The organism is Isoptericola jiangsuensis (genome assembly GCF_048320105.1).
In the GTDB taxonomy this organism is placed as follows: Bacteria; Actinomycetota; Actinomycetes; order Actinomycetales; family Cellulomonadaceae; genus Isoptericola; species Isoptericola jiangsuensis_A.
In genome coordinates this window covers 3,184,325-3,203,649 of sequence record NZ_CP182942.1, presented here as the reverse complement: position 1 = coordinate 3,203,649, position 19,325 = coordinate 3,184,325, and the positions used below count along the sequence as shown (strand labels likewise).

At 72.7% G+C, this 19,325-nt stretch carries 10 protein-coding genes; 5 read left to right on the top strand and 5 right to left on the bottom strand.

Features of this window, described 5'->3' with window-relative positions; genetic code table 11:
• The first annotated feature begins 122 nt into the window (after positions 1-122).
• From ACNHYB_RS14665 to ACNHYB_RS14655, 3 genes are all read left to right on the top strand, one after another.
• On the top strand, positions 123-797 hold the full coding sequence (locus ACNHYB_RS14665; protein ID WP_418276089.1) for a hypothetical protein: 675 nt from the start codon (positions 123-125) through the stop codon (positions 795-797).
• Positions 798-935: 138 nt separating this feature from the next.
• Positions 936-2,468, top strand: coding sequence for an ABC transporter permease (locus ACNHYB_RS14660; protein WP_418276087.1), 1,533 nt, complete (start codon positions 936-938; stop codon positions 2,466-2,468).
• 14 nt (positions 2,469-2,482) lie between these two features.
• On the top strand, positions 2,483-3,151 hold the full coding sequence (locus ACNHYB_RS14655; protein WP_418276085.1) for an ABC transporter ATP-binding protein: 669 nt from the start codon (positions 2,483-2,485) through the stop codon (positions 3,149-3,151).
• Positions 3,152-3,279: 128 nt separating this feature from the next.
• Here ACNHYB_RS14655 and ppdK read toward each other — a convergent pair whose 3' ends face one another.
• The 5 genes from ppdK to mfd all read right to left on the bottom strand — a co-directional run bounded on the left by ppdK (position 3,280) and on the right by mfd (position 16,276).
• On the bottom strand, positions 3,280-5,910 hold the full coding sequence (gene ppdK, locus ACNHYB_RS14650; protein WP_418278070.1) for a pyruvate, phosphate dikinase: 2,631 nt from the start codon (positions 5,908-5,910) through the stop codon (positions 3,280-3,282).
• A gap of 98 nt (positions 5,911-6,008) precedes the next feature.
• Complete coding sequence (locus ACNHYB_RS14645; RefSeq protein ID WP_418276084.1) at positions 6,009-6,929, bottom strand: pyruvate, water dikinase regulatory protein; 921 nt, start codon at positions 6,927-6,929, stop codon at positions 6,009-6,011.
• Positions 6,930-7,291: 362 nt separating this feature from the next.
• Positions 7,292-7,846 carry a DUF4190 domain-containing protein gene (locus tag ACNHYB_RS14640; protein ID WP_418276083.1) on the bottom strand — a complete coding sequence of 185 codons (555 nt, stop codon included), beginning with the start codon at positions 7,844-7,846 and terminating at the stop codon, positions 7,292-7,294.
• Positions 7,847-8,273: 427 nt separating this feature from the next.
• On the bottom strand, positions 8,274-12,434 hold the full coding sequence (locus tag ACNHYB_RS14635) for an endo-1,4-beta-xylanase (protein ID WP_418276082.1): 4,161 nt from the start codon (positions 12,432-12,434) through the stop codon (positions 8,274-8,276).
• 161 nt (positions 12,435-12,595) lie between these two features.
• On the bottom strand, positions 12,596-16,276 hold the full coding sequence (gene mfd / locus ACNHYB_RS14630) for a transcription-repair coupling factor (RefSeq protein ID WP_418276080.1): 3,681 nt from the start codon (positions 16,274-16,276) through the stop codon (positions 12,596-12,598).
• Positions 16,277-16,560: 284 nt separating this feature from the next.
• Between mfd and ACNHYB_RS14625 the strand changes: the two genes are divergently transcribed.
• Both ACNHYB_RS14625 and ACNHYB_RS14620 read left to right on the top strand, forming a co-directional pair.
• Positions 16,561-17,523, top strand: a complete 963-nt coding sequence (locus ACNHYB_RS14625; protein WP_418276079.1) for a glycosyltransferase — start codon at positions 16,561-16,563, stop codon at positions 17,521-17,523.
• 107 nt (positions 17,524-17,630) lie between these two features.
• The gene (locus ACNHYB_RS14620; RefSeq protein WP_418276078.1) at positions 17,631-19,325 is read left to right on the top strand and encodes a hypothetical protein; all 1,695 of its coding nucleotides are present in this window, start codon (positions 17,631-17,633) and stop codon (positions 19,323-19,325) included.

Below are 19,325 nucleotides of genomic sequence, written 5' to 3'. Positions count from 1 at the left end.
AAGCCCGCGACGATGGAGGGTTGACGCCCCCCAGCGTAGCCCCGTCGGCGACCGCGCGCGCCAGGTCCCACCTGTCGGTCGTGCCGGGTGCGACCCGGGGCGCGCTCGCTATCGTGAGTGCGGTGGACGGCTTCTGGGACTTCGTCGGCTCCTACTGGTGGCTCGTCTTCCCGCTGGGCGGGATCGTCGGGGGCTGGTTCCGGGGTGCGCGCAAGTGGGACGAGAAGCGCCGTCGGGACAAGATCGAGCTCTACCGGCTCAAGTACGCCGACAAGGCGGCCCGGGTGGAGGCCGCCGAGGCCCTGACCAGCGAGATCGACCGCACCGTCGCCGAGCACGACGAGACGCTGCGCCGCTGGCTCGACTACGAGCTCGACGCGGTGAAGATCCTCGAGTACCCCGTCATGACGGACATGCGCGAGCAGGTCACCGTCGACTTCCACCGGGCGCGCCGCGACGCCGACGGGCTGCGCCCCGACGACCTGGAGGAGCTGCGCGACCCGCGGCGGCTCGACCGCTACCGCGACGCCGTCCGCGAGCTGCAGACCCGGTTCGACGTCGCCGAGCGCGAGGCCCGACGGCGGCGGGCGTCGTCGCTGACGGACGACGAGCGGCGCGCCGTCGACCGCGCCAAGAAGCTGCTGGCGGTCGCGGACGACGACGGCGCCTCCCAGGTCGAGCGGCAGACGGCCTACCGGCGCGCCACCAAGGAGCTCGAGGGGATCATCGTGCTGCCCGACGCCGCCACCGACGCGATCGAGCAGCGCATCGCCGGTGCGATCGAGCGGGCGGACTGACACCGCCCGCCCGGCTTTCACAGGATCGTCACAGGTGGGCGGCAGGTTCCCGCCAGGTCCGAGCCCTACCTTCCGGAGCACCGGACGCGACGCGCGCCGGTTCGTCCCCGGGCCGTCGGCCCGCCCAGAAGGAGTGGCATGTTCCTCACCTACCTGCGCCGCGAGCTGCGGCACCGTCGCAAGCAGACCGCCGTGGTCGCCGTCGGGCTCGCCGTCGCGATCGCGCTGGTCATGGTCGTCTCCTCGGTGTCCGCCGGCGTACGCGACGCCCAGGGCGCCGTCCTGGAGTCCGTCTACGGCGTCGGCACCGACGTCACCGTCACCCAGGCGGGCGCGCCCGGCGGTGGCGGCGGACCCGGCCGGTTCGAGTTCGACGCCGAGTCCGGCGACGCCGACGCCGAAGGCACCCGGTCCCTGGACCAGGCACAGCTCTCCGTCGAGCGCGGGAGCGCCTCGTTCGACGACACCGCGCTGACGACCGTCGAGGACGTCGAGCACGTCACCGACGCCGCCGCCACCCTGACCCTGTCGAGCACGTCGTTCAGCGGCGAGATGCCCGACTTCGAGGCCCTGCAGGAGCAGCGCGAAGCCGGTGGCGGGCCCGGCGGCCAGGACGGCGACACCCCCCGCACGGGCGGCGCCGACGGTGCGGGCGGCAGCGCGTTCGAGATCGACTCGTTCACCGTCACGGGCGTCGACCCGTCGGCCGCAGCCGTCGGACCCCTGACGACCATCGAGGTCGTCGACGGTCGCAGCCTGGCCGCCGACGACACCGGTGCCGCCGTCCTGGACGCCACCTACGCCGAGACCGCCGAGCTCGCCGTCGGCGACACGGTGTCCGTGGGCGGCACCGACCTGGAGGTCGTCGGCACCGTGGCGTCCACCACCGGCGAGGGCGTCGCCACCGCGTCCGACGTGTACATCCCGCTCGCGCAGGCCCAGGAGCTCGCCGACCTGGCCGGCCAGGTCACCGACGTCTTCGTCGCGGTGGACTCCGCGGACAACGTCGACGCCGTCGCCGCCGCCGTCGCCGCCGACCTGCCCGACGCCTCGGTCAGCACCCAGGCGGACCTCGCCGGGGACGTCACCGGCTCGCTGTCCACCGCCTCCGACCTGGTCGGCAAGCTCGGCACCTGGCTCAGCCTCGTCGTGCTCGCCGCCGCGTTCGGGCTGGCGATCCTGTTCACCGTGTCGGGCGTGAACCGGCGCACCCGCGAGCTCGGCACCCTCAAGGCCATCGGCTGGTCGAAGAGCCGCGTCGTCGGCCAGGTGTCCGGGGAGTCCGTCGCCCAGGGCCTCATCGGCGGCGTCGCCGGGATCGTGCTCGGCGGGATCGCCGTCGCCGCGATCAACCTCGCCGGCATCACGCTCAGCGGCAGCTCCGGCGGCGGGGTCAGCCTCGGCGGGCCCGGCTCGCGGGGCGGCGGCCAGGGTCAGGTCGCCGGCGGCGGCCAGGTCCCCGGCGGTGGCGGTGGGGGCGGCGGCCCGTTCGGCCAGGCGGCCGACGCCGCGACCAGCGCCGTCGACGTCGTCCTGCAGGCGCCGGTGACCGTGTGGGTCGTCGTCGCGGCCGTCGGCCTGGCCGTCCTCGGCGGCCTGCTCGCCGGCGTGGTCGGCGGATGGCGCGCCGCACGCCTGCGTCCCGCCGAAGCCCTCCGTTCCCTCGCCTGAAAGGCAGCCCCACCATGTACCAGCTCACGGACGTCACCAAGACGTACACCGGCAAGCGCACCGTCCACGCCCTGCAGTCCGTCGACCTCGAGATCGGCGACGGCGAGCTCGTCGCCGTCCAGGGCCCCACCGGGGGCGGGAAGTCCACCCTGCTGCAGATGCTCGGCGGGCTCGACCGTCCGACGTCGGGCAGCGTGCGGCTCGCCGGTGACGACCTCGCCCGGCTGGGCGACGGCGCGCTGACGAAGGCGCGCGCCCAGCGCATCGGGTTCGTGTTCCAGCACTACAACCTCATCCCCACCCTGACGGCCGCCGAGAACGTCGCCACCGCCCTGGTGCCCGCGAAGGTGCCCGCGGCCGAACGGGACCGGCGCGCGCTCGAGGCGCTCGCCTCGGTGGGCCTCGCCGAGCGCGCCGACCACCTGCCCGGCGAGCTGTCCGGCGGCCAGCAGCAGCGCGTCGCCATCGCCCGGGCCCTCGTCAAGGAGCCGCAGGTGCTCCTTGCCGACGAACCGACGGGCAACCTCGACGAGTCCACCCGCGACGAGATCGTCGAGCTCCTCGAAGGGCTGTGGAAGGAGCAGGGGCTGACCATCGTCCTGGTCACCCACGACTCCGCCGTCGCACGGCGCGCCCAGCGACGGCTGCGGATCGCCGGCGGGAAGGTCACGGAGGCGGCCTGACGTCGCCGTCGTCGACCATGCCCTCCGGACCGTCGACCATGCCCTGATGGCCCGTCCCGCTGCCGGGACGGGCCATCAGGGCATGGTCGGCGGGTGGGGGGTGGCCGGTCGGCGGGTGGGGGGCCGGGTCAGCGGGAGCCGAGGGCGACCTGAGCGGCGGCCAGGCGCGCGACCGGCACGCGGTACGGCGAGCAGGAGACGTAGTCCAGCCCGATCTCGTGGAACAGGGCGATCGAGGCCGGGTCGCCGCCGTGCTCCCCGCACACCCCGGTCTTCAGGCCCGGCGTCGTCGAGCGGCCCTTGCGGACCCCGATCCGCACGAGCTCGCCCACGCCGTCGACGTCGACGCTCGCGAACGGGTTCGCCGGCACGATCCCGGCGTCCACGTACGTGTGCAGGAACGACCCCTCGGCGTCGTCCCGGGAGATGCCGACCGTCGTCTGCGTGAGGTCGTTCGTGCCGAACGAGAAGAAGTCGGCGTGCTCGGCGATCGCGTCGGCCACGAGCGCCGCCCGGGGCAGCTCGATCATCGTGCCGACGGTGTGCGGCAGGTCGCCGCCGTCCGCACCGACCTCCTCGGCCCACGTCGTCTCGACGACGTCGCGCATGCGGCGCAGCTCCTCGGCGAACCCGACGAGCGGCACCATGATCTCGACGCGGGGGTCCAGACCGTCGGCCCGCACGGCGCGCGCGGCCCGGGCGATCGCGCGCACCTGCATCTGCGCGATCTCGGGGAACAGCAGCGCGAGCCGGACGCCGCGCGTGCCGAGCATCGGGTTCGCCTCGCTGAGCCGCTTGACGTGAGCGAGCAGCGTCCGCGCGTCCTCGAGCTCCGCGCCGCCCGTGCCCGCGTCCTCCAGGCGCTGCACCAGCAGGGACTGCTCGACCAGGTCGGGCAGGAACTCGTGCAGCGGCGGGTCGATGAGCCGGATCGTCACCGGCAGCCCGCTCATGGCCGTGAACAGCTCCGTGAAGTCCGCCTGCTGCATGGGCAGGAGACGGTCCAGGGCGGCGGCACGCTCGTCGGGCTTCTCGGCGAGGATCATCGCCTGCACCACCGGCAGCCGGTCGGCGTCCATGAACATGTGCTCCGTGCGGCACAGGCCGATGCCCTCGGCACCGAGCTCGCGGGCCTTGGCGGCGTCGGCGCCCGTGTCGGCGTTGGCGCGCACGCCGAGCCGACGCACCTCGTCCGCCCAGCCGAGCACCTCGGTGAAGTCGTCGGTGATCTGCGGCGGCACCAGGTCCAGCGCACCGGCGAAGACCTCGCCCGTGGAGCCGTCGATCGTGATGGTGTCGCCCTCGGTCAGGGCCGTCTGCCCGATCGTCAGGGTGCGCGCCTCGACGTCGATGCGCAGGTCTCCCGCACCGGCGACGCACGGACGGCCCATGCCGCGCGCGACCACGGCGGCGTGCGACGTCATGCCGCCGTGCGACGTGAGCACGCCCTGCGCCGCGATGACGCCGTGGATGTCGTCCGGCGTCGTCTCCCACCGCACGAGCACCACGGCCTCCCCCGCCTCCCCGCGCTCGGCCGCGGTGTCGGCGTCGAACACGACCTGGCCCACCCCCGCACCCGGTGAGGCGTTGAGCCCGCGGGTCAGCGGGGAGGTGCCGTGGTCGGGGTCCAGGCCGGGGTGCAGGAGCTGGTCGAGCTGTGCGGGCTCGATGCGCAGCAGCGCGGTCTCCCGGTCGATGACGCCCTCGGCGACCAGGTCGCGGGCGACCTTCAGCGCGGCGGCGGCCGTGCGCTTGCCGGTGCGGGTCTGCAGCAGGTAGAGCTTGCCGTCGTCGACGGTGAACTCGATGTCCTGCATGTCGCCGTAGTGGTGCTCGAGGCGGTCCATCGTGTCGAGCAGCTCGCGGTAGGCGTCGGGGAGCACCTGCTCCATCTCGGCCAGGGGCCGCGGGGTGCGGATCCCTGCGACGACGTCCTCGCCCTGGGCGTTCACGAGGAACTCCCCGTACAGCTCCTTGGCGCCCGTGGACGGGTCGCGGGTGAAGCAGACGCCCGTGGCGGACGTGTCGCCCCGGTTGCCGAACACCATCTGCATGACGTTCACGGCGGTGCCCAGGTCGTCCGGGATGCCGTTCGCCCGGCGGTACACCCCCGCACGCGGGGTGTCCCAGGAGGAGAACACCGCCTGGACGGCCCGGCGGAGCTGTTCGCGCGGGTCGGTGGGCAGCTCCTCGCCCGTGTGATGACGGGCCACCGTGCGGAACGTCGCGACCAGCTCGGTGAGGTCGTCGACCGTGAGACCCGTGTCCTCGGTGATGCCGCGCCGGTTCTTCAGCGCCGCGATCTCGTCGGAGAACGCGTGCGCCGGCACACCCTCGACGACCTCGCCGTACATCTGCAGGAACCGGCGGTAGCAGTCCCAGGCGAAGCGCGGGTTTCCGGACTCCTCGGCGAGCCCGACGACGGACTCCTCGGAGATCCCCAGGTTGAGGATGGTGTCCATCATGCCCGGCATGGACACCACGGCCCCCGAGCGCACCGACACCAGCAGGGGGCGTCGCGCGGCGCCCAGGCGCCGGCCGGTGCGCTCCTCGAACGCGTCCAGGTGGGCCTCGATCTCCGTCCACAGACCGTCGGGCCAGCGCCCGCCGTCCTGCATCGCGGCGACGCACGCCTGCGTCGTCACCGTGAAGCCGTCGGGCACGGGCACGCCGACACGGATCATCTCTGCGACGCCGGCCCCCTTGCCGCCGAGGAGCGGCTTCATCTCGGCGCTGCCCTCGGCGAGGTCGTACACCATCCGGTGCGCCGCGGTGCGGGGGTCGGGGCCGGGGGTGCCCTCGGGCACGGGTCCGGTGGTGGGCTGCGGGGTGGGCTGCGGGGTGGGGGCCTGGTCGCTCATGGCTCGTGCGTCTCCGTCTCGGCTGCTGGCGGATCGGGTGTCGTCGGCAGATCGAAGTGCTTGTCGAGGACTGTATGGGCCCGACGCCGCGCTGTCACCAGGTCGATGATGCGACCTGCCGCCTCCTCCAGGGCGAGAGACGTCGTATCCAGCACCGGGCAGCCGAGCCTCCGCTGGACCGTCGCGATCTCGTCGAGCTCGTCGTAGATGCGCGCGAGGTCGGCGTAACCGCCGAGCCGGCCGCCGTCCGCGGCACCCGCACCCATGAGGTCGACCCGTCGTCGCCGGATGGCGAGCAGGCGCTCCGGGTCGATCGTCAGCCCCACGATCTTCCAGCCGGCGACACGGAACAGCTCCGGTGGCGGGGCGACGTCGGCGACGAGCGGGATGTTCGCCGTGCGGTAGCCGAGGTAGCCCAGGTACATCGACAACGGCGTCTTGCCGGTGCGCGAGGCGCCCGTCAGCACGATCTGGGCCTCGTGCAGGCTCTCGTCGCTGACGTGGCCGTCGTCGTTCGCGATGGCGAACTCCATCGCGTGGATGCGCTCGAAGTAGTCGGCCGCCAGCCCGACCGGCTGCACCAGCCGGGTCGGCGCGGCGCCCGTGCGCGCGGTGACGGCGTCCAGCCCGGGGGTGAGCAGGTCGGCGCACGGGATGCCGAGCTCGGCGCACCGCTGCAGCACCTGACCGTGCAGCACCTCGTCCACCACGGTGCAGAACACGACCGCCGGGGCGGGGTCGGCGCGCAACTGCTCGACCACCTCGTCGAGCCCTTCCTGGCTGTGCAGGCGCGGGTGGCGCACGACGGCGACGTCGTGGTCCGGGTACTGGGGCAGGACCGCGCGGGCCACGCGCGCGCCGGTGTCCCCCGTCGAGTCCGCGACGACGTGGATGACGACCCGCTCCGGCGTGCCCATGCCGGTCAGGTTAGACCGACGCCCTCGTCGCCGCGTCCGCGCGGGATCCTGATGAGTCCTGATAGGTCCTGACGAGCCCTGATGAGCCCGCGAAGCCGGAGCGAGTCAGTTGATCGCGGGACGGCGGGCGATCGGCCGGCGGTCGGAAGGTCTGTCTTGTGGCGATGTTCGGTCTGCCGGATCGTCGACGCCTCAACGGGTCCCAGTCACGCTCAGCGTGAATGTCGTGCTCAGCGTGATGGCGTATCGCGCAGCGCACGCGAGTCCCGCGAACCTGACACCCCGAAAATAGCGACTCCATGACCTCGTCGGAGATCTTCGGCGACCTCGTCGGAGAGCTCGTCGGCCTTGACGCGCACCCCTCAGGGGTTGACGGACCCCAGCAGGTCGGAGCACGCCGCGACGTCGCCGCCCTGACACTGTTCGCCGAGGTCGCCGAGCTGGCCGAGGTCGCCCAGCGCCCCGGCCAGGTCACCGAGCCCGTCGAGCGACAGGTCGCCCGGAGACCAGTCGCCGGTCAACGACCCGAGGGCGAGGTCGGGCAGCGTGATCTCGGTCTGCGACAGCTCGTTGGCACGGTCGATGCCCGCCTCGATGTCCTCACCGTAGGCGTTCCAGAAGGCCATCGCCCCGATGACGGCAGCAGTCGTGACGACCACCTGGAGGACGCCGAGCACCGTGCCCGTCGTCGCCAGGCCACGCCCACGGGTGCCCCGACGCTCGGCCCGGTCGCGCCCGATGCCGCCCAGGATGATCGCGAGGATCCCGACCAGCGGCACGACGATGCCGACGATCCCCGCGACCAGGGACGCGACCGCCGTCGGTTCGGTCCCGGGACGCGCCGGAGCAGGACGGACGGCCGGAGCAGGACGGACGACGGGAGCAGAGCCGACGACGGGCGCAGGACGGGCCCGCACGGGCACCGGAGCCTGCCGCGCGGCGGACTGCGACTGCGGAAGCGGTCGCGGGGGCGACGCCACCGGGACCGACGCCACCGGGACCGACGCCACCGGAACAGAGGGAGGCGCGGGCGCCGGGTCCCACGCCGGCATCACACGGGTGGCATCGAGAGGCGGCGGAGCCGGGGGCCCGGGACGGAGCACCTGCGTCGCGTCGTGCGCGGGCACCACCCGGGTGGGCTCGACGGGTGGCGGGTACCCGGGCGGCTGGCTCATGTTCCTCCTGGCTGGGACGGCGTCGCCGATGCTACCGACCTGCGCGGTGGTGCCGGAACGGCCCGGGCCGACCGTGCTCGATACCCGTACGGGATCGTCACGAGACCCTCCCTCCTGCGCATCGCCGCAGGTGGGAGGGCCTCGACCACGGTCGGGCGCGGCACAGCCGCTACTTGCGCACCTCCACCGGTTCGGCGGTGACGGTGACGTCGTCCAACCCGCGGGCGTGCGCGGTGACCTCGACGGTCAGCTCGTGCCCGCGGTCGGCCCGGGTGACCAGGTAGGTGGACCCGGTGACGGACCGCAGCGCCGAGGGGTCCCCCTGGCCGTGCAGCACCTGGAGCGCCACCTGGACGAGCCGCACCAGGTCGGTCCCCGTGCCGTTCGTGCGTGCCACCGGCTCGCCGTCGCGCAACCACCGGTAGTTGTGGCGCACACGCTCTCCGTCGGGCGTGGTCCACTCGCCGGGATCGACGACGAGGACGGCTCCCGGGGCGGTCCCGCGCCGGGGGTCCGGCTGGACCGTGGGCGCGACGGTGTTGACCAGCCCCTCGGGCTCGGGCTCCGGCTCGGCGGCGACGAGCTCGACCACGCCCCAGCGGTCGGTGTACTGGTAGCCGGTCCCCGTGGGGTCGGCCCACGTGGTGATGCCCGTCCGGGTGCCGTCGGTCGCGTCGTTGACCTGGAGGTCCAGGCCGTGGAACGTCCCCGCTCCCCCGAGACCGACCAGCGTCACCGACGCCTCGACGAGGTAGCCGTCGTCGGTCCGGGCCGTGGCGGACCGCAGACGGTCCGCCTGCGTGTCAGGGTCGCCCGTGCCGAACGACACCTCGTTCTCCGCGCTGATGCGGATCTGGGCGTCGTCCGCCTCGTAGCCGCCGTTCTTCGCGTTGCCCGCGTCGAGGAAGATCTCGACCGAGTCCTGGACCCACGGGTCCGAGGCGCTGACGTCGACGCTCGGGTCGGCCACCTCCGCCAGCACGTACAGCGTGTCGCCCTCCCACAGGGTCCGCACGGTCGCCTCGGCACCGTCCTGGCCCTGCAGCTGCTTGGCCGTGGTGATCGCCTCGACGTCGTCCCAGACGCCGTCGATCTCGCCGTCGACGGTCGGGGCCGTCGACGTCTCGGCGACCCGGGTGAAGCTCAGCTCCTCGACGAGGGTGAGCGTGCCCGTCGCGCCCGGGCTGTTCCAGCCCGTCGTCTCGCCGTCGTCCGTGACCCGGACGTCGAGCGCGAGGGTGTCGCCCTCGGCCGCGGCGTCCAGCGGAAGGTGCGCCACGACGTCGTACCCGGCGTCCGTCGCCGTCACCTCCGCGGCGACGTCGCCCGACGTCGACCCGTCCCGTCCGAGGGTCGCGACCGCACCGGCGAGCTCGAGGGCGACGGCGTCGTCGGCGTCCGGCGAGTCGTCGTCCACCTCGACGTACACCGTGCGGTGGTCGGGAGCCCAGCGGGACTGGAACCGTGCCACCGTCTCGCCCGCGGCGGCCACGGGGTGCAGGGGCAGGCGGTCCCACCGGGGCGAGTCCGCCGCCCCGCCGTCCAGAGGCACGTCACCGGCGAACACGTCCGCGCTGCGCTGCTGGGGCGGCAGGTCGCCGTCCACGATGCCGTGGTAGGCGGGCTTGGCCTGGTAGGCGTCGTCGAAGACGAGCGGCGCACCGGCGTCGGCGCGCCACGACCGTCCGTCCGTCAGGCCCCACACCGTCACGGAGAACAAGGACTCGCCGTGGTCGCGGAAGACGCCGAACGCGTCCCGGAACCAGTAGCCCTGCTCGACGAGGTTCGCCTCCGTCTCCGGCGTGCCGACGGTGACGTCGAGCTCGGTGACCGCCTGGGTGACCGGGAGGTCCTCGAAGCGCTCGATCGCCGCCTCCAGCGCGGCCACCGGCATCGCGAGCGACACGTGGAACTGGTGACCCACGCCGTCGACCGGCACGCCACGCTCCAGCAGCCGCTCCACCAGCGCCCGGTAGCGGTTCTGCTTGTCCACCTGCTCGGTGTTGTAGTCGTTGATGAACAGCGCCACCGGGCGGTCGGAGCCGTCGGCGGCGTAGACGTCGTTGAACGCGGAGTCGGCGTACTCGAAGGACAGGTCGACGAACTCCTCGCCGAGGATCCGGTACCACTCGCTGCGACGCATCCCGTCGTCCGTCGCGCCGTCGGACACGACCTCGTTGACGACGTCGAACGCGGTGACCGGGTTACCGGCGCCGAACTCGCCGTAGCGCTCCGCGAGCGAGGCGGCGACGGCGAAGACGTGCGTGCGCAACCGGTCGCGCAGGACCTGCTTGTCCTCGGCGGAGGTGGTCAGCGGCGTGCCGGCGTCGTCGGTGAAGAACCAGTCCGGCGTCTGGGAGTGCCAGGTCAGCACGTGGCCGTAGACGTCCAGGTCGTTCGCGGCGGCGAAGTCCATGAGCGCGAGCGCCTCGGGGTGGGGGCGGAACGTGCGGTCGTCGTCGTACCAGGCCTCCGGCTTCATGTGGTTCTCGGGCGTGATCTGGCCGAAGTGGCGCAGCAGCAGGTCGGCGGCGGCACCGGTGGTCTCCCGGGAGTCGATCGCGACGCCGGCCCCGAACGGCACGGTCTCCTGGATCGGCGTGAGGTCCTGCACGACGGCGGGCTCGGGCACGGTGATCGCGACGTCGTCGACGAGCAGGTCGCTCGTGTTGGCGCCGTTGTAGTCGGTCTCCAGGTACAGGAACGACTCGTCGGCGGCGGGGGCCTGGAACGTGGCGGTGGCCTCGGTCCAGCCGTCCGCGGTGACGTCCGTCCACTGGGCGAGCGTCGAGTAGGTGGTGGCGCCCTCGACCGTCGAGGCGAGGGACAACCAGACGGAGTCGGTGTCCTGGCCCGGAGCGAACCGCACCTGGGCGGAGACCTCGTAGCGCACGCCCGGCGCCAGGACGTCGGTGACGTCGCGGCCGATGCCGTCGCCCTGGCTGTCCCGGTCGGTGACCATCGCCGACTGCGTGCCGGAGACGGCGTCGTCGGTGGTGATCCCCACCGTGGGCGGGGTGTCGTCGCCGCTGCGCGGCCCCCAGCCGTCGAGGCCGTCCTCGAAGTCGGTGCTCAGCACCGGACCCGTCACCGGGGGCGTGCCCACGGGCGTCGTGAACTCCCAGCCGTCGGCGAGCGCCTCGGTGACGACCGTGCGCGTGGCCGCCAGCGACCCGGCACGCTCGCCGCCGCCGTCGTGCACGAGCACCAGCTCGCCGTCGGTGAGGGCGGCGCGCAGGTTGTCGGTCAGCGTGGCCTCGTCCTGCGTCTCCCAGTCGGCGATCGTGTTCGTCACGGCCAGCGGCTGCATGCCGAGCTTCACGGCCACCTGCGGCGTCGCACCCCAGGACCCGTTGGGTGCCCGCCAGAAGGGCACCTTCGCGTCCGGGTCGCCGAGGGCGTCGCGGATGACGTCGAGGTTCGCGACCATGTCGGCCTGCGCCACCTCCGGCGTGGCCGAGCCCATGTCGGCGTAGCCGGTGGAGTGGTTGCACAGGACGTGCCCGTCCGCCACGATGCGTCGCAGGATCTCCGCGCCGCCGTCGGCCTGGACGTTCTGCCCGATGACGCAGAACGTGGCCCGCAGGTGGTTCTCCGCGAGGAAGTCCAGGAGCGCCGGCGTCGTGCCCGGGTTCGGGCCGTCGTCGAACGTGAGCGCGGCGACGGGGACGTCGGCGCTGCTGCCCGCCTGCGCGGCGACGACGGGCGTGGCGGTCGGCGCCACGGCACCGCCGGGCACGAACCCGTCGGGAAGATCGGTGCCGAGCTCCTGGCCCGACACGACGACGTCGTCCACGAGGAGGTCGGGGTGCTCGCCACCGACCGCGGCGGCCTCCAGGTAGAGCTGTGCACCCGTGAGTCCCTCGGGCATCGTGTAGGTCCCGCCGACCTGCACCCAGTCGTCGGCGGACGCCGTCACCTCGCCGCCGACCCAGGTGTAGGCGTCACCGTCGGCGGACGTCTCCTGGACGGTGAAGTGGACGCCGGTGGTGGCGGTCGCGTCGGCGGGCAGCTTGACCCACGCCTCCACCTGGTAGACGCCGCCCGGCACGAAGACGCCCGCCACCGACGTCGCCGGGCCGTTCCAGCTGCCCGTCCGGCCGGTGACGCTCAGCGCGCCCGCGCCGGTGCGGGCGTCGTCGACGATCGCGAGCGTGACCGGCCCGCGCGGGCCCCACGGCTCGTACGACGTCTCGAAGTCGTTGGAGAGGACGACGGCGTCCGCCGCCCACGCCCCCGCCGATCCTGCGACGAGGGCGCCACCCGTGCCCGCCGTCGCCAGTACGGCCGCTGTCGCGCCGGCCACCGTCCTTGAGAACCTGTGCCTCATCGTCGCTCCCTCGCGAGTCCGCCGACGGCGCCGGTGCCGCAGCGCGGGCACGTGCGATGCCCGTGGTGACGAGGCTAGGAGGGGTTCGAAAACGTTGTCAACGAATCAGGCGAAGGTTGCGACGACGAAAGGTTTCGGTCGGCGCGAGCTCGCCCACCCGCTCAGCGCGCCGCGGTCCCCACCGACGCGGCCGCCGCCACCTCGCCCAGGACCACGGCGTCGATCAGCTGCTTCGCCCAGGCCAGCAGCGCCGCACCCCGCAGCGGCTTGCCTCCGATGCGCGCCGTCGTCGGGAACGGCACCAGGACCGCCCGGATGCCCGGCTTGAGGATCGTGCCCGGGTAGAGCCGCTTGAGGCGGAGCTGGGCGGACTCCGCCAGGTCCACCGGCGCGAACCGGATGTGGCGGCCCTGCGCGGTGATGTCCGTCAGGCCGGCGCGCCGGGCATGGTTGCGGAACGTCGCCACGTCGAACAGCGCCTCCGTCGGCTCCGGCAGCTTGCCGTACCGGTCGAGCAGCTCGTCGCGGATCTCCGCGAGCGCCGCGTCGTCGTGGGCCGAGGCGATCTTCTTGTACGCCTCCAGCCGCAGCCGCTCGGTGGCGATGTACGTCTCGGGAAGGTGCGCGTCCACGGGCAGCTCGATGGTGACCTCGGGCTCCTCGGCCTCGCCGTCGCCCTTGAACGCCCGCACCGCCTCGCCGACCATGCGCACGTACAGGTCGAACCCGACGCCCGCGATGTGACCCGACTGCTCGCCGCCGAGCAGATTGCCCGCACCACGGATCTCCAGGTCCTTCATGGCGATCTGCATGCCGGCCCCGAGGTCGGTGTGCGCGGCCATCGTGGCGAGCCGGTCGTGCGCCGTCTCCGTCAGGGGACGTTCCGGCGGGTACAGGAAGTAGGCGTAGGCGCGCTCGCGGCCACGACCCACCCGGCCGCGCAGCTGGTGCAGCTGGGACAGCCCGAACGTGTCCGCCCGTTCCAGGATGAGGGTGTTCGCGTTCGAGATGTCCAGGCCCGTCTCGACGATGGTGGTGCACACCAGCACGTCGAGCTCCTTCTCCCAGAAGCCGCGGATCACCTGGTCGAGCTGGCTCTCGGACATCTTGCCGTGGGCGACACCGACGCGGGCCTCGGGCACGAGCTCGCGCAGCCGGGCCGCCGTCCGGTCGATCGTCTCCACCTTGTTGTGGATGTAGAAGACCTGGCCCTCGCGCAGCAGCTCGCGCCGGATCGAGGCGCCGATCTGCTTCTCCTCGTAGGCGCCCACGTAGGTGAGGACGGGGTGTCGCTCCTCCGGAGGGGTGGCCAGCGTCGACATCTCCCGGATGCCCGTGACCGCCATCTCCAGCGTGCGCGGGATCGGCGTCGCGGACATCGCGAGCACGTCCACGTTGGTGCGCAGCTGCTTGAGGGTCTCCTTGTGCTCGACGCCGAACCGCTGCTCCTCGTCGACGATCACCAGCCCCAGGTCCTTGAACCGCACCGCACCCGTGATGAGGCGGTGGGTGCCGATGACGACGTCGACCTTGCCGGTGCGCAACCCGTCGATCGTGTCCTCGGACTCCTTGGCGGACTGGAACCGCGACAGGGCGCGCACCGTCACAGGGAACCCCGCGTACCGCTCGGAGAACGTGTCGAAGTGCTGCTGCACGAGCAGGGTCGTCGGGACCAGGACGGCGACCTGCTTGCCGTCCTGCACGGCCTTGAACGCCGCCCGGATCGCGATCTCCGTCTTGCCGTAGCCGACGTCGCCGCAGATCAGCCGGTCCATCGGCATGGTCTTCTCCATGTCCGCCTTGACCTCGTCGATGGTGACGAGCTGGTCCGGGGTCTCGACGTAGGCGAAGGCGTCCTCCAGCTCGCGCTGCCACGGCGTGTCCGGCCCGAACGCGTGCCCCTCGGTGGCCATGCGCGCCGAGTACAGCCGGATCAGCTCGCTCGCGATCTCCCGGACGTGCTTGCGGGCGCGCGCCTTGGTGTTCTTCCAGTCCGCGCCGCCCATCTTCGACAGCGACGGCGACTCCCCGCCCGTGTACTTCGTGACCTGGTCGAGCTGGTCCATCGGCACGAACAGCCGGTCACCCGGCTGGCCCCGCTTGGACGACGCGTACTCGATGACCAGGTACTCGCGCGTCGCGGCGTTCGCGCCCGCACCGAGGGTGCGCTGCACCATCTCCTCGAAACGCCCCACCCCGTGCTGCTCGTGCACGACGAAGTCGCCCGCCTTGAGCTGCAGCGGGTCGACGACGTTGCGACGCCGGGACGGCATCTTGCGCATGTCGCGCGTGGACGATCCCTGCCGGCCCGTCAGGTCGGACTCGCTGAAGACGGCGAGCCGGAGCTCGGGGGCGACGAACCCCTTGCCGACCAGCGCCGGCACCACGTGCACGACGCCGCCCTCGGGCTCGGCAGCCAGATCGATGGACAGCCGCGCGGCGGTGTCCACCGCGCCGAGCTGCTCGACCATGCGCTTCGCCGGGCCGGGCCCCTCCGTGGTCAGCACCAGGCGCCAGCCCGCGCGCTGCAGACCCTTGACGTCGTCCAGCGCCCGGGCCACGTCACCGCGGTACGACTCCACGTCACGGGCGGCGATCGTGATCGTCGTGCCGTGGTCCGACGTCGTCACCGGTCCGAGGTCCGCCACGTCGGCCGCGTCAGGCGCGTCGGCCGCGTCGGCCGCGTCGGCCGGGCCGGCCGCGTCGGCCGGGCCGGTGGCCTCAGGGCCGGTCGCCTCCAGGGAGAACGAGGACAGCGTCCACCAGCCCAGCCCGCGCCGAGCGGCGACGTCGCGGGTGTCGGCGAACGTCGCGAAGGACGCCGCCGACAGGTCGATCGGGCTGTCCGCACCGGCCACGGCGCTCGTCCACGCCGCGGCGAGGAACTCCTCCGTCGTGGCCACCAGGTCGTGGGCACGACGCCGCACCCGCTCCGGCTCGTCGAGCACCAGCAGGGCGTCGTCCGGCACCAGGTCCAGGACCGGCACCATCCGGTCCACCAGCACCGGAGCGAGGGACTCCATGCCCTCCACGGCGATGCCCGCGGCGAGCTTGTCGAGCAGGTCCGTGGCCCCCGGAAGATCCTCGACCAGGTCGGCCGCCCGCTGCCGCACCGCGTCCGTCAGCAGGATCTCCCGGCACGGCGGCGCCCACAGCCCGTGCTCCGCGATCTCCAGCGAACGCTGGTCGGCGACGGAGAACCAGCGGATCTCGCTGACCTCGTCGCCCCAGAACTCGATGCGCAGCGGGTGGTCCTCCGTCGGGGGGAACACGTCGAGGATGCCGCCGCGCACCGCGAACTCACCCCGCCGCTCCACCATGTCGACCCGGGAGTACGCCGCGGCCACCAGCCGGTCGCCCACGTCGGTGAGGTCCGCCGTGTCACCCGCGTCCAGCGCCACCGGCACCAGCTCGCCCAGGCCCTCCACCACGGGCTGCAGCAGCGCCCGCACCGGCATCACGAGGATGCGGATCTCGCCCGCCTGGCCCGCCGCAGCCGTGGGGTGCGCCAGACGGCGGAACACCGCCAGCCGCTTCGCGACCGTGTCCGCCCGCGGGCTCAACCGCTCGTGCGGCAACGTCTCCCACGCCGGCAGCACCGCGACGTCGTCGCCGCGGTCGTCCGGCAGGTAGGCACGCAGGGACGCCGCCAGCTCGTCGGCGTCACGCCCCGTCGCCGCGACGACGACCAGAGGCCGCTGCTGCGCCGCCACCGCCAGGAGCGGAGGGCGCACGCCCTTCGGGCCGACGACGTCGACCTCTCCCCCGCTCGGGACGGCCTCCAGGGCGGCGGCCGCGCCGGGGTCGGCAAGGAGGGCGGGGACGATGCCGGTGAGGTTCATGCGGGATCCTTGTTCGCTGCGGGACGGACGCGCAGGGCACGACGACGGGCCCACCTCGCCCTGGGACGGGCGTGCGGGCTTGCCCTCCCAGGGTACGCCGCGGCCGGGACCGGGCCGCTCCGCGCAGGGCTGCTGCGATCGGGCGCACCTCAAGGGCCCGCGGCCGAAATCACCCGGTGGGCGATGAGTCGGCAGTGATTGAATGACCGGTGAGCACCAGGCCCTCCGCACGGAACGCCCCCTGCAGATGAACACCGTGCCTCGTCCCCAGGGAGTCGATCACCATGCAGGCAGCGCGCACCCTCCTGGTGGCGGCGACAGGCGGCCACCTCGAGGAGCTGTACCGGATCCACCGGCGCTTCTCGCCGCCCAGTGGTTCCATGACCTGGGTGACTCATGACGATCCCCAGTCCCGGTCCCTTCTCGCCGGAGAAGTCGTTGAGCACGTCGACTACGTCCCGCCGCGCGGCTACTCCGCCCTCCTGCGGATCCTTCCCCAGGCAAACCGCATCGTGCGTGACGGACGATTCGACCGGGTCGTCTCGACAGGAGCAGGGATCGCCCTGCCCTTCTTCCTCGCAGCGCGCGCCCGAGGCGTCCCCTGTCACTACATCGAGAGCGCCGCCCGTGCGGACGGACCGAGCCTGACGGGCAGCCTGGCCTCCCGGATCCCCGGGACCCGTCTGTACAGCCAGTACCAGAGCTGGGCTGGGTCGCGGTGGAGCTATCGAGGCTCCCTCTTCGACGACTTCGACGTCACCGAAGCTCCTGATGGACCGGTGCGGCGTGTGGTGGTGACCCTGGGCACGATGCGCACGTTCGAGTTCGGGCGACTCGTCGACCGCCTCGTGACGGTGCTGCCCGAGGTCGTGGAACCCGGCGCCGAGATCCTCTGGCAGCTCGGCGCGACGTCGAGCCGACCACCGTTCGGGGACGTCCGGACCGGAGTGCCCCACGCCGAGCTGCGGTCCGCAATCGCCGCCGCCGATCTCGTCGTGACCCACGCAGGAATCGGCTCTGCGCTCACGGCGCTGGAGCTCGGCCGGCGCCCCGTCCTCGTCCCGCGCCTCAGCAGCCACGACGAGCACGTCGACGACCACCAGCTCATGATCGCGGACGAGCTGGGCGAACGCGGCCTCGCCGTCTCCGTCGGGGCGGACCTGTTGGAAGCGGGGGACCTTCGTCGTGCGGTACGCGGGCGTGTCGCCACCGAGGCCCGGCCGAGCTCCTTCACGCTGGTCGACTGAAGCCCTGATCACGGCGACATTCACCCGGGCTGCGCGGCGTGTCACCACGGCTCCCACGTACCCTTGACCAAGGCGCCGCCGACTGCCGGTGCCAGGAAGGCTGCGCCATGAGCATGATGAGGACCGATGCTGACGTCGAGCTCGCCGACTACGGCGAGATCATCCGACGCCGGTGGGTCTTCCTCGTGCTCGGACTCGTGGTCGGACTCTGCGTCGCCGCGATCGCGGCCGAGCTGATCCCGAAGACCTACACCTCCACGGCCTCGGTTCTCGTCCAGTCCACTGGCGAGGACGCCTCCGTCGAGGGCGGCCGCACCTCCGGGGACCTCAATCTCGACACCGAGGCGCAGCTGGTGACGTCCACCGTCGTGTCCAGCCTCGCGATGGAGTCGATGGACGACCCGATCGAGACCGATCCCCGCTTGCTGGCGCGCCATGTCATGGTCACCGTGCCGGCCAACACCTCGGTGCTGGACATCTCGTTCTCCGCCGGCACCGCCGCCGACGCCCAGGCCGGGGCCTCGGCCTTCGCCGACGCCTACCTGACCAACCGGCTGGCCGGTGCCGAGAGCCGCCGCACGGCCAACAGCGAAGCGATCGAGTCACAGGTCGCCGCGCTGCAGGAGGAGCTGAAGAAGCAGACCACACTGATCGACAAGCTGCCCGCAGACTCGGACGAACGAGAGTTCGAGACGTCGCAGCGCGACCTGCTCGTCAGTCAGATCGCCACGCTCAACGGACAGCTGATCAGCCTCGCCGCCACCGACCTGCAGGCGGGGAAGATCATCACCGAGGCGCAGCTGCCGACGGAACCCTCGAGCCCGAACGTGACGATCCTCGCCGTCAGCGGCCTGCTCGGCGGCCTGCTCGCGGGTCTGCTCGCAGCGGTTCTCGTGGACCGCGCCGACCGTCGTGTCCGAGGACGTCGTGACCTCGACAGGGTCGGCCTGGAGACTCTCGCGGCGGCCGTGGACCTGCCGAACCCGGAGCTCTCCTGGCTCGGCGCCGGGACGAACCCCGACTCGTTGCACCAGGTCCGCAACGCGCTCCTGGCACGCATGCACCGCGATCGCAGCGTCCTCGTCGCAGGCATGTCCGCGGACTCCACCGGATCAGCGCTGGCTCTCCACCTCGCCGCGACCTTTGCGCGCAGCGGCGTCGAGACCCTCCTCGTCTCGGCGAACTCGTCCGCGTTCGCAGTCAGCGACGTGTTCGACCGTGGCGACAGCGCGAGCCTCTCAGACGTCCTGCTCGGCAAGGCTGACGAGGTCGACGCCATCTTCGAGGTCCCGGACGTCCCGCACCTGCGCGCCGTGGCGGCGAGCGCGGACGGACGCATCTATTCGGAGCTGCTGCAGAGCGGTCGTGCACGATCGGTGATCACAGCCCTGGCCGAGCACGCCGAGGTGACGGTCGTCGACGTCGCCCCGACCAGCGTCAACGCGGACGCCCAGTCCCTCGCCACGCTGGGTCCCGGTGTGCTCCTGGTGGCGACGTCGCGGCGGACCACCCGTCCGGAAGCCGCCGACGCCCTGGACCAGCTCCGTCACGTCTCGGCCACCGTGCTCGGCTCGGTGGTGGCGAACATGCACAGCCGACGCGACGACGTGCGCCACGGCAGGGCTCCCGAGGGCCGATCACGCCCACCGCACCGTGCCACCGGCCCTGCCCACCAACGACCGTCGTCGGGAGCCTCCGCCGACGACGCCGACGAACCCGGTGAGACGCCGGGGGGCACGAGCGACAAGACCGACCCCAGCGATCGTGACAGCGACCTGCTGGGCACGGCCAAGACCACCTGA

Coding starts and splice junctions, on each gene's coding strand:
- ACNHYB_RS14660 (WP_418276087.1), top strand. CDS start 936: ATGTTCCTCACCTACCTGCGCCGCGAGCTGCGGCACCGTCGCAAGCAG.
- ACNHYB_RS14655 (WP_418276085.1), top strand. CDS start 2,483: ATGTACCAGCTCACGGACGTCACCAAGACGTACACCGGCAAGCGCACC.
- ppdK (WP_418278070.1), bottom strand. CDS start 5,910: ATGGTGTACGACCTCGCCGAGGGCAGCGCCGAGATGAAGCCGCTCCTC.
- ACNHYB_RS14645 (WP_418276084.1), bottom strand. CDS start 6,929: ATGGGCACGCCGGAGCGGGTCGTCATCCACGTCGTCGCGGACTCGACG.
- ACNHYB_RS14635 (WP_418276082.1), bottom strand. CDS start 12,434: ATGAGGCACAGGTTCTCAAGGACGGTGGCCGGCGCGACAGCGGCCGTA.
- mfd (WP_418276080.1), bottom strand. CDS start 16,276: ATGAACCTCACCGGCATCGTCCCCGCCCTCCTTGCCGACCCCGGCGCG.
- ACNHYB_RS14625 (WP_418276079.1), top strand. CDS start 16,561: ATGCAGGCAGCGCGCACCCTCCTGGTGGCGGCGACAGGCGGCCACCTC.
- ACNHYB_RS14620 (WP_418276078.1), top strand. CDS start 17,631: ATGAGCATGATGAGGACCGATGCTGACGTCGAGCTCGCCGACTACGGC.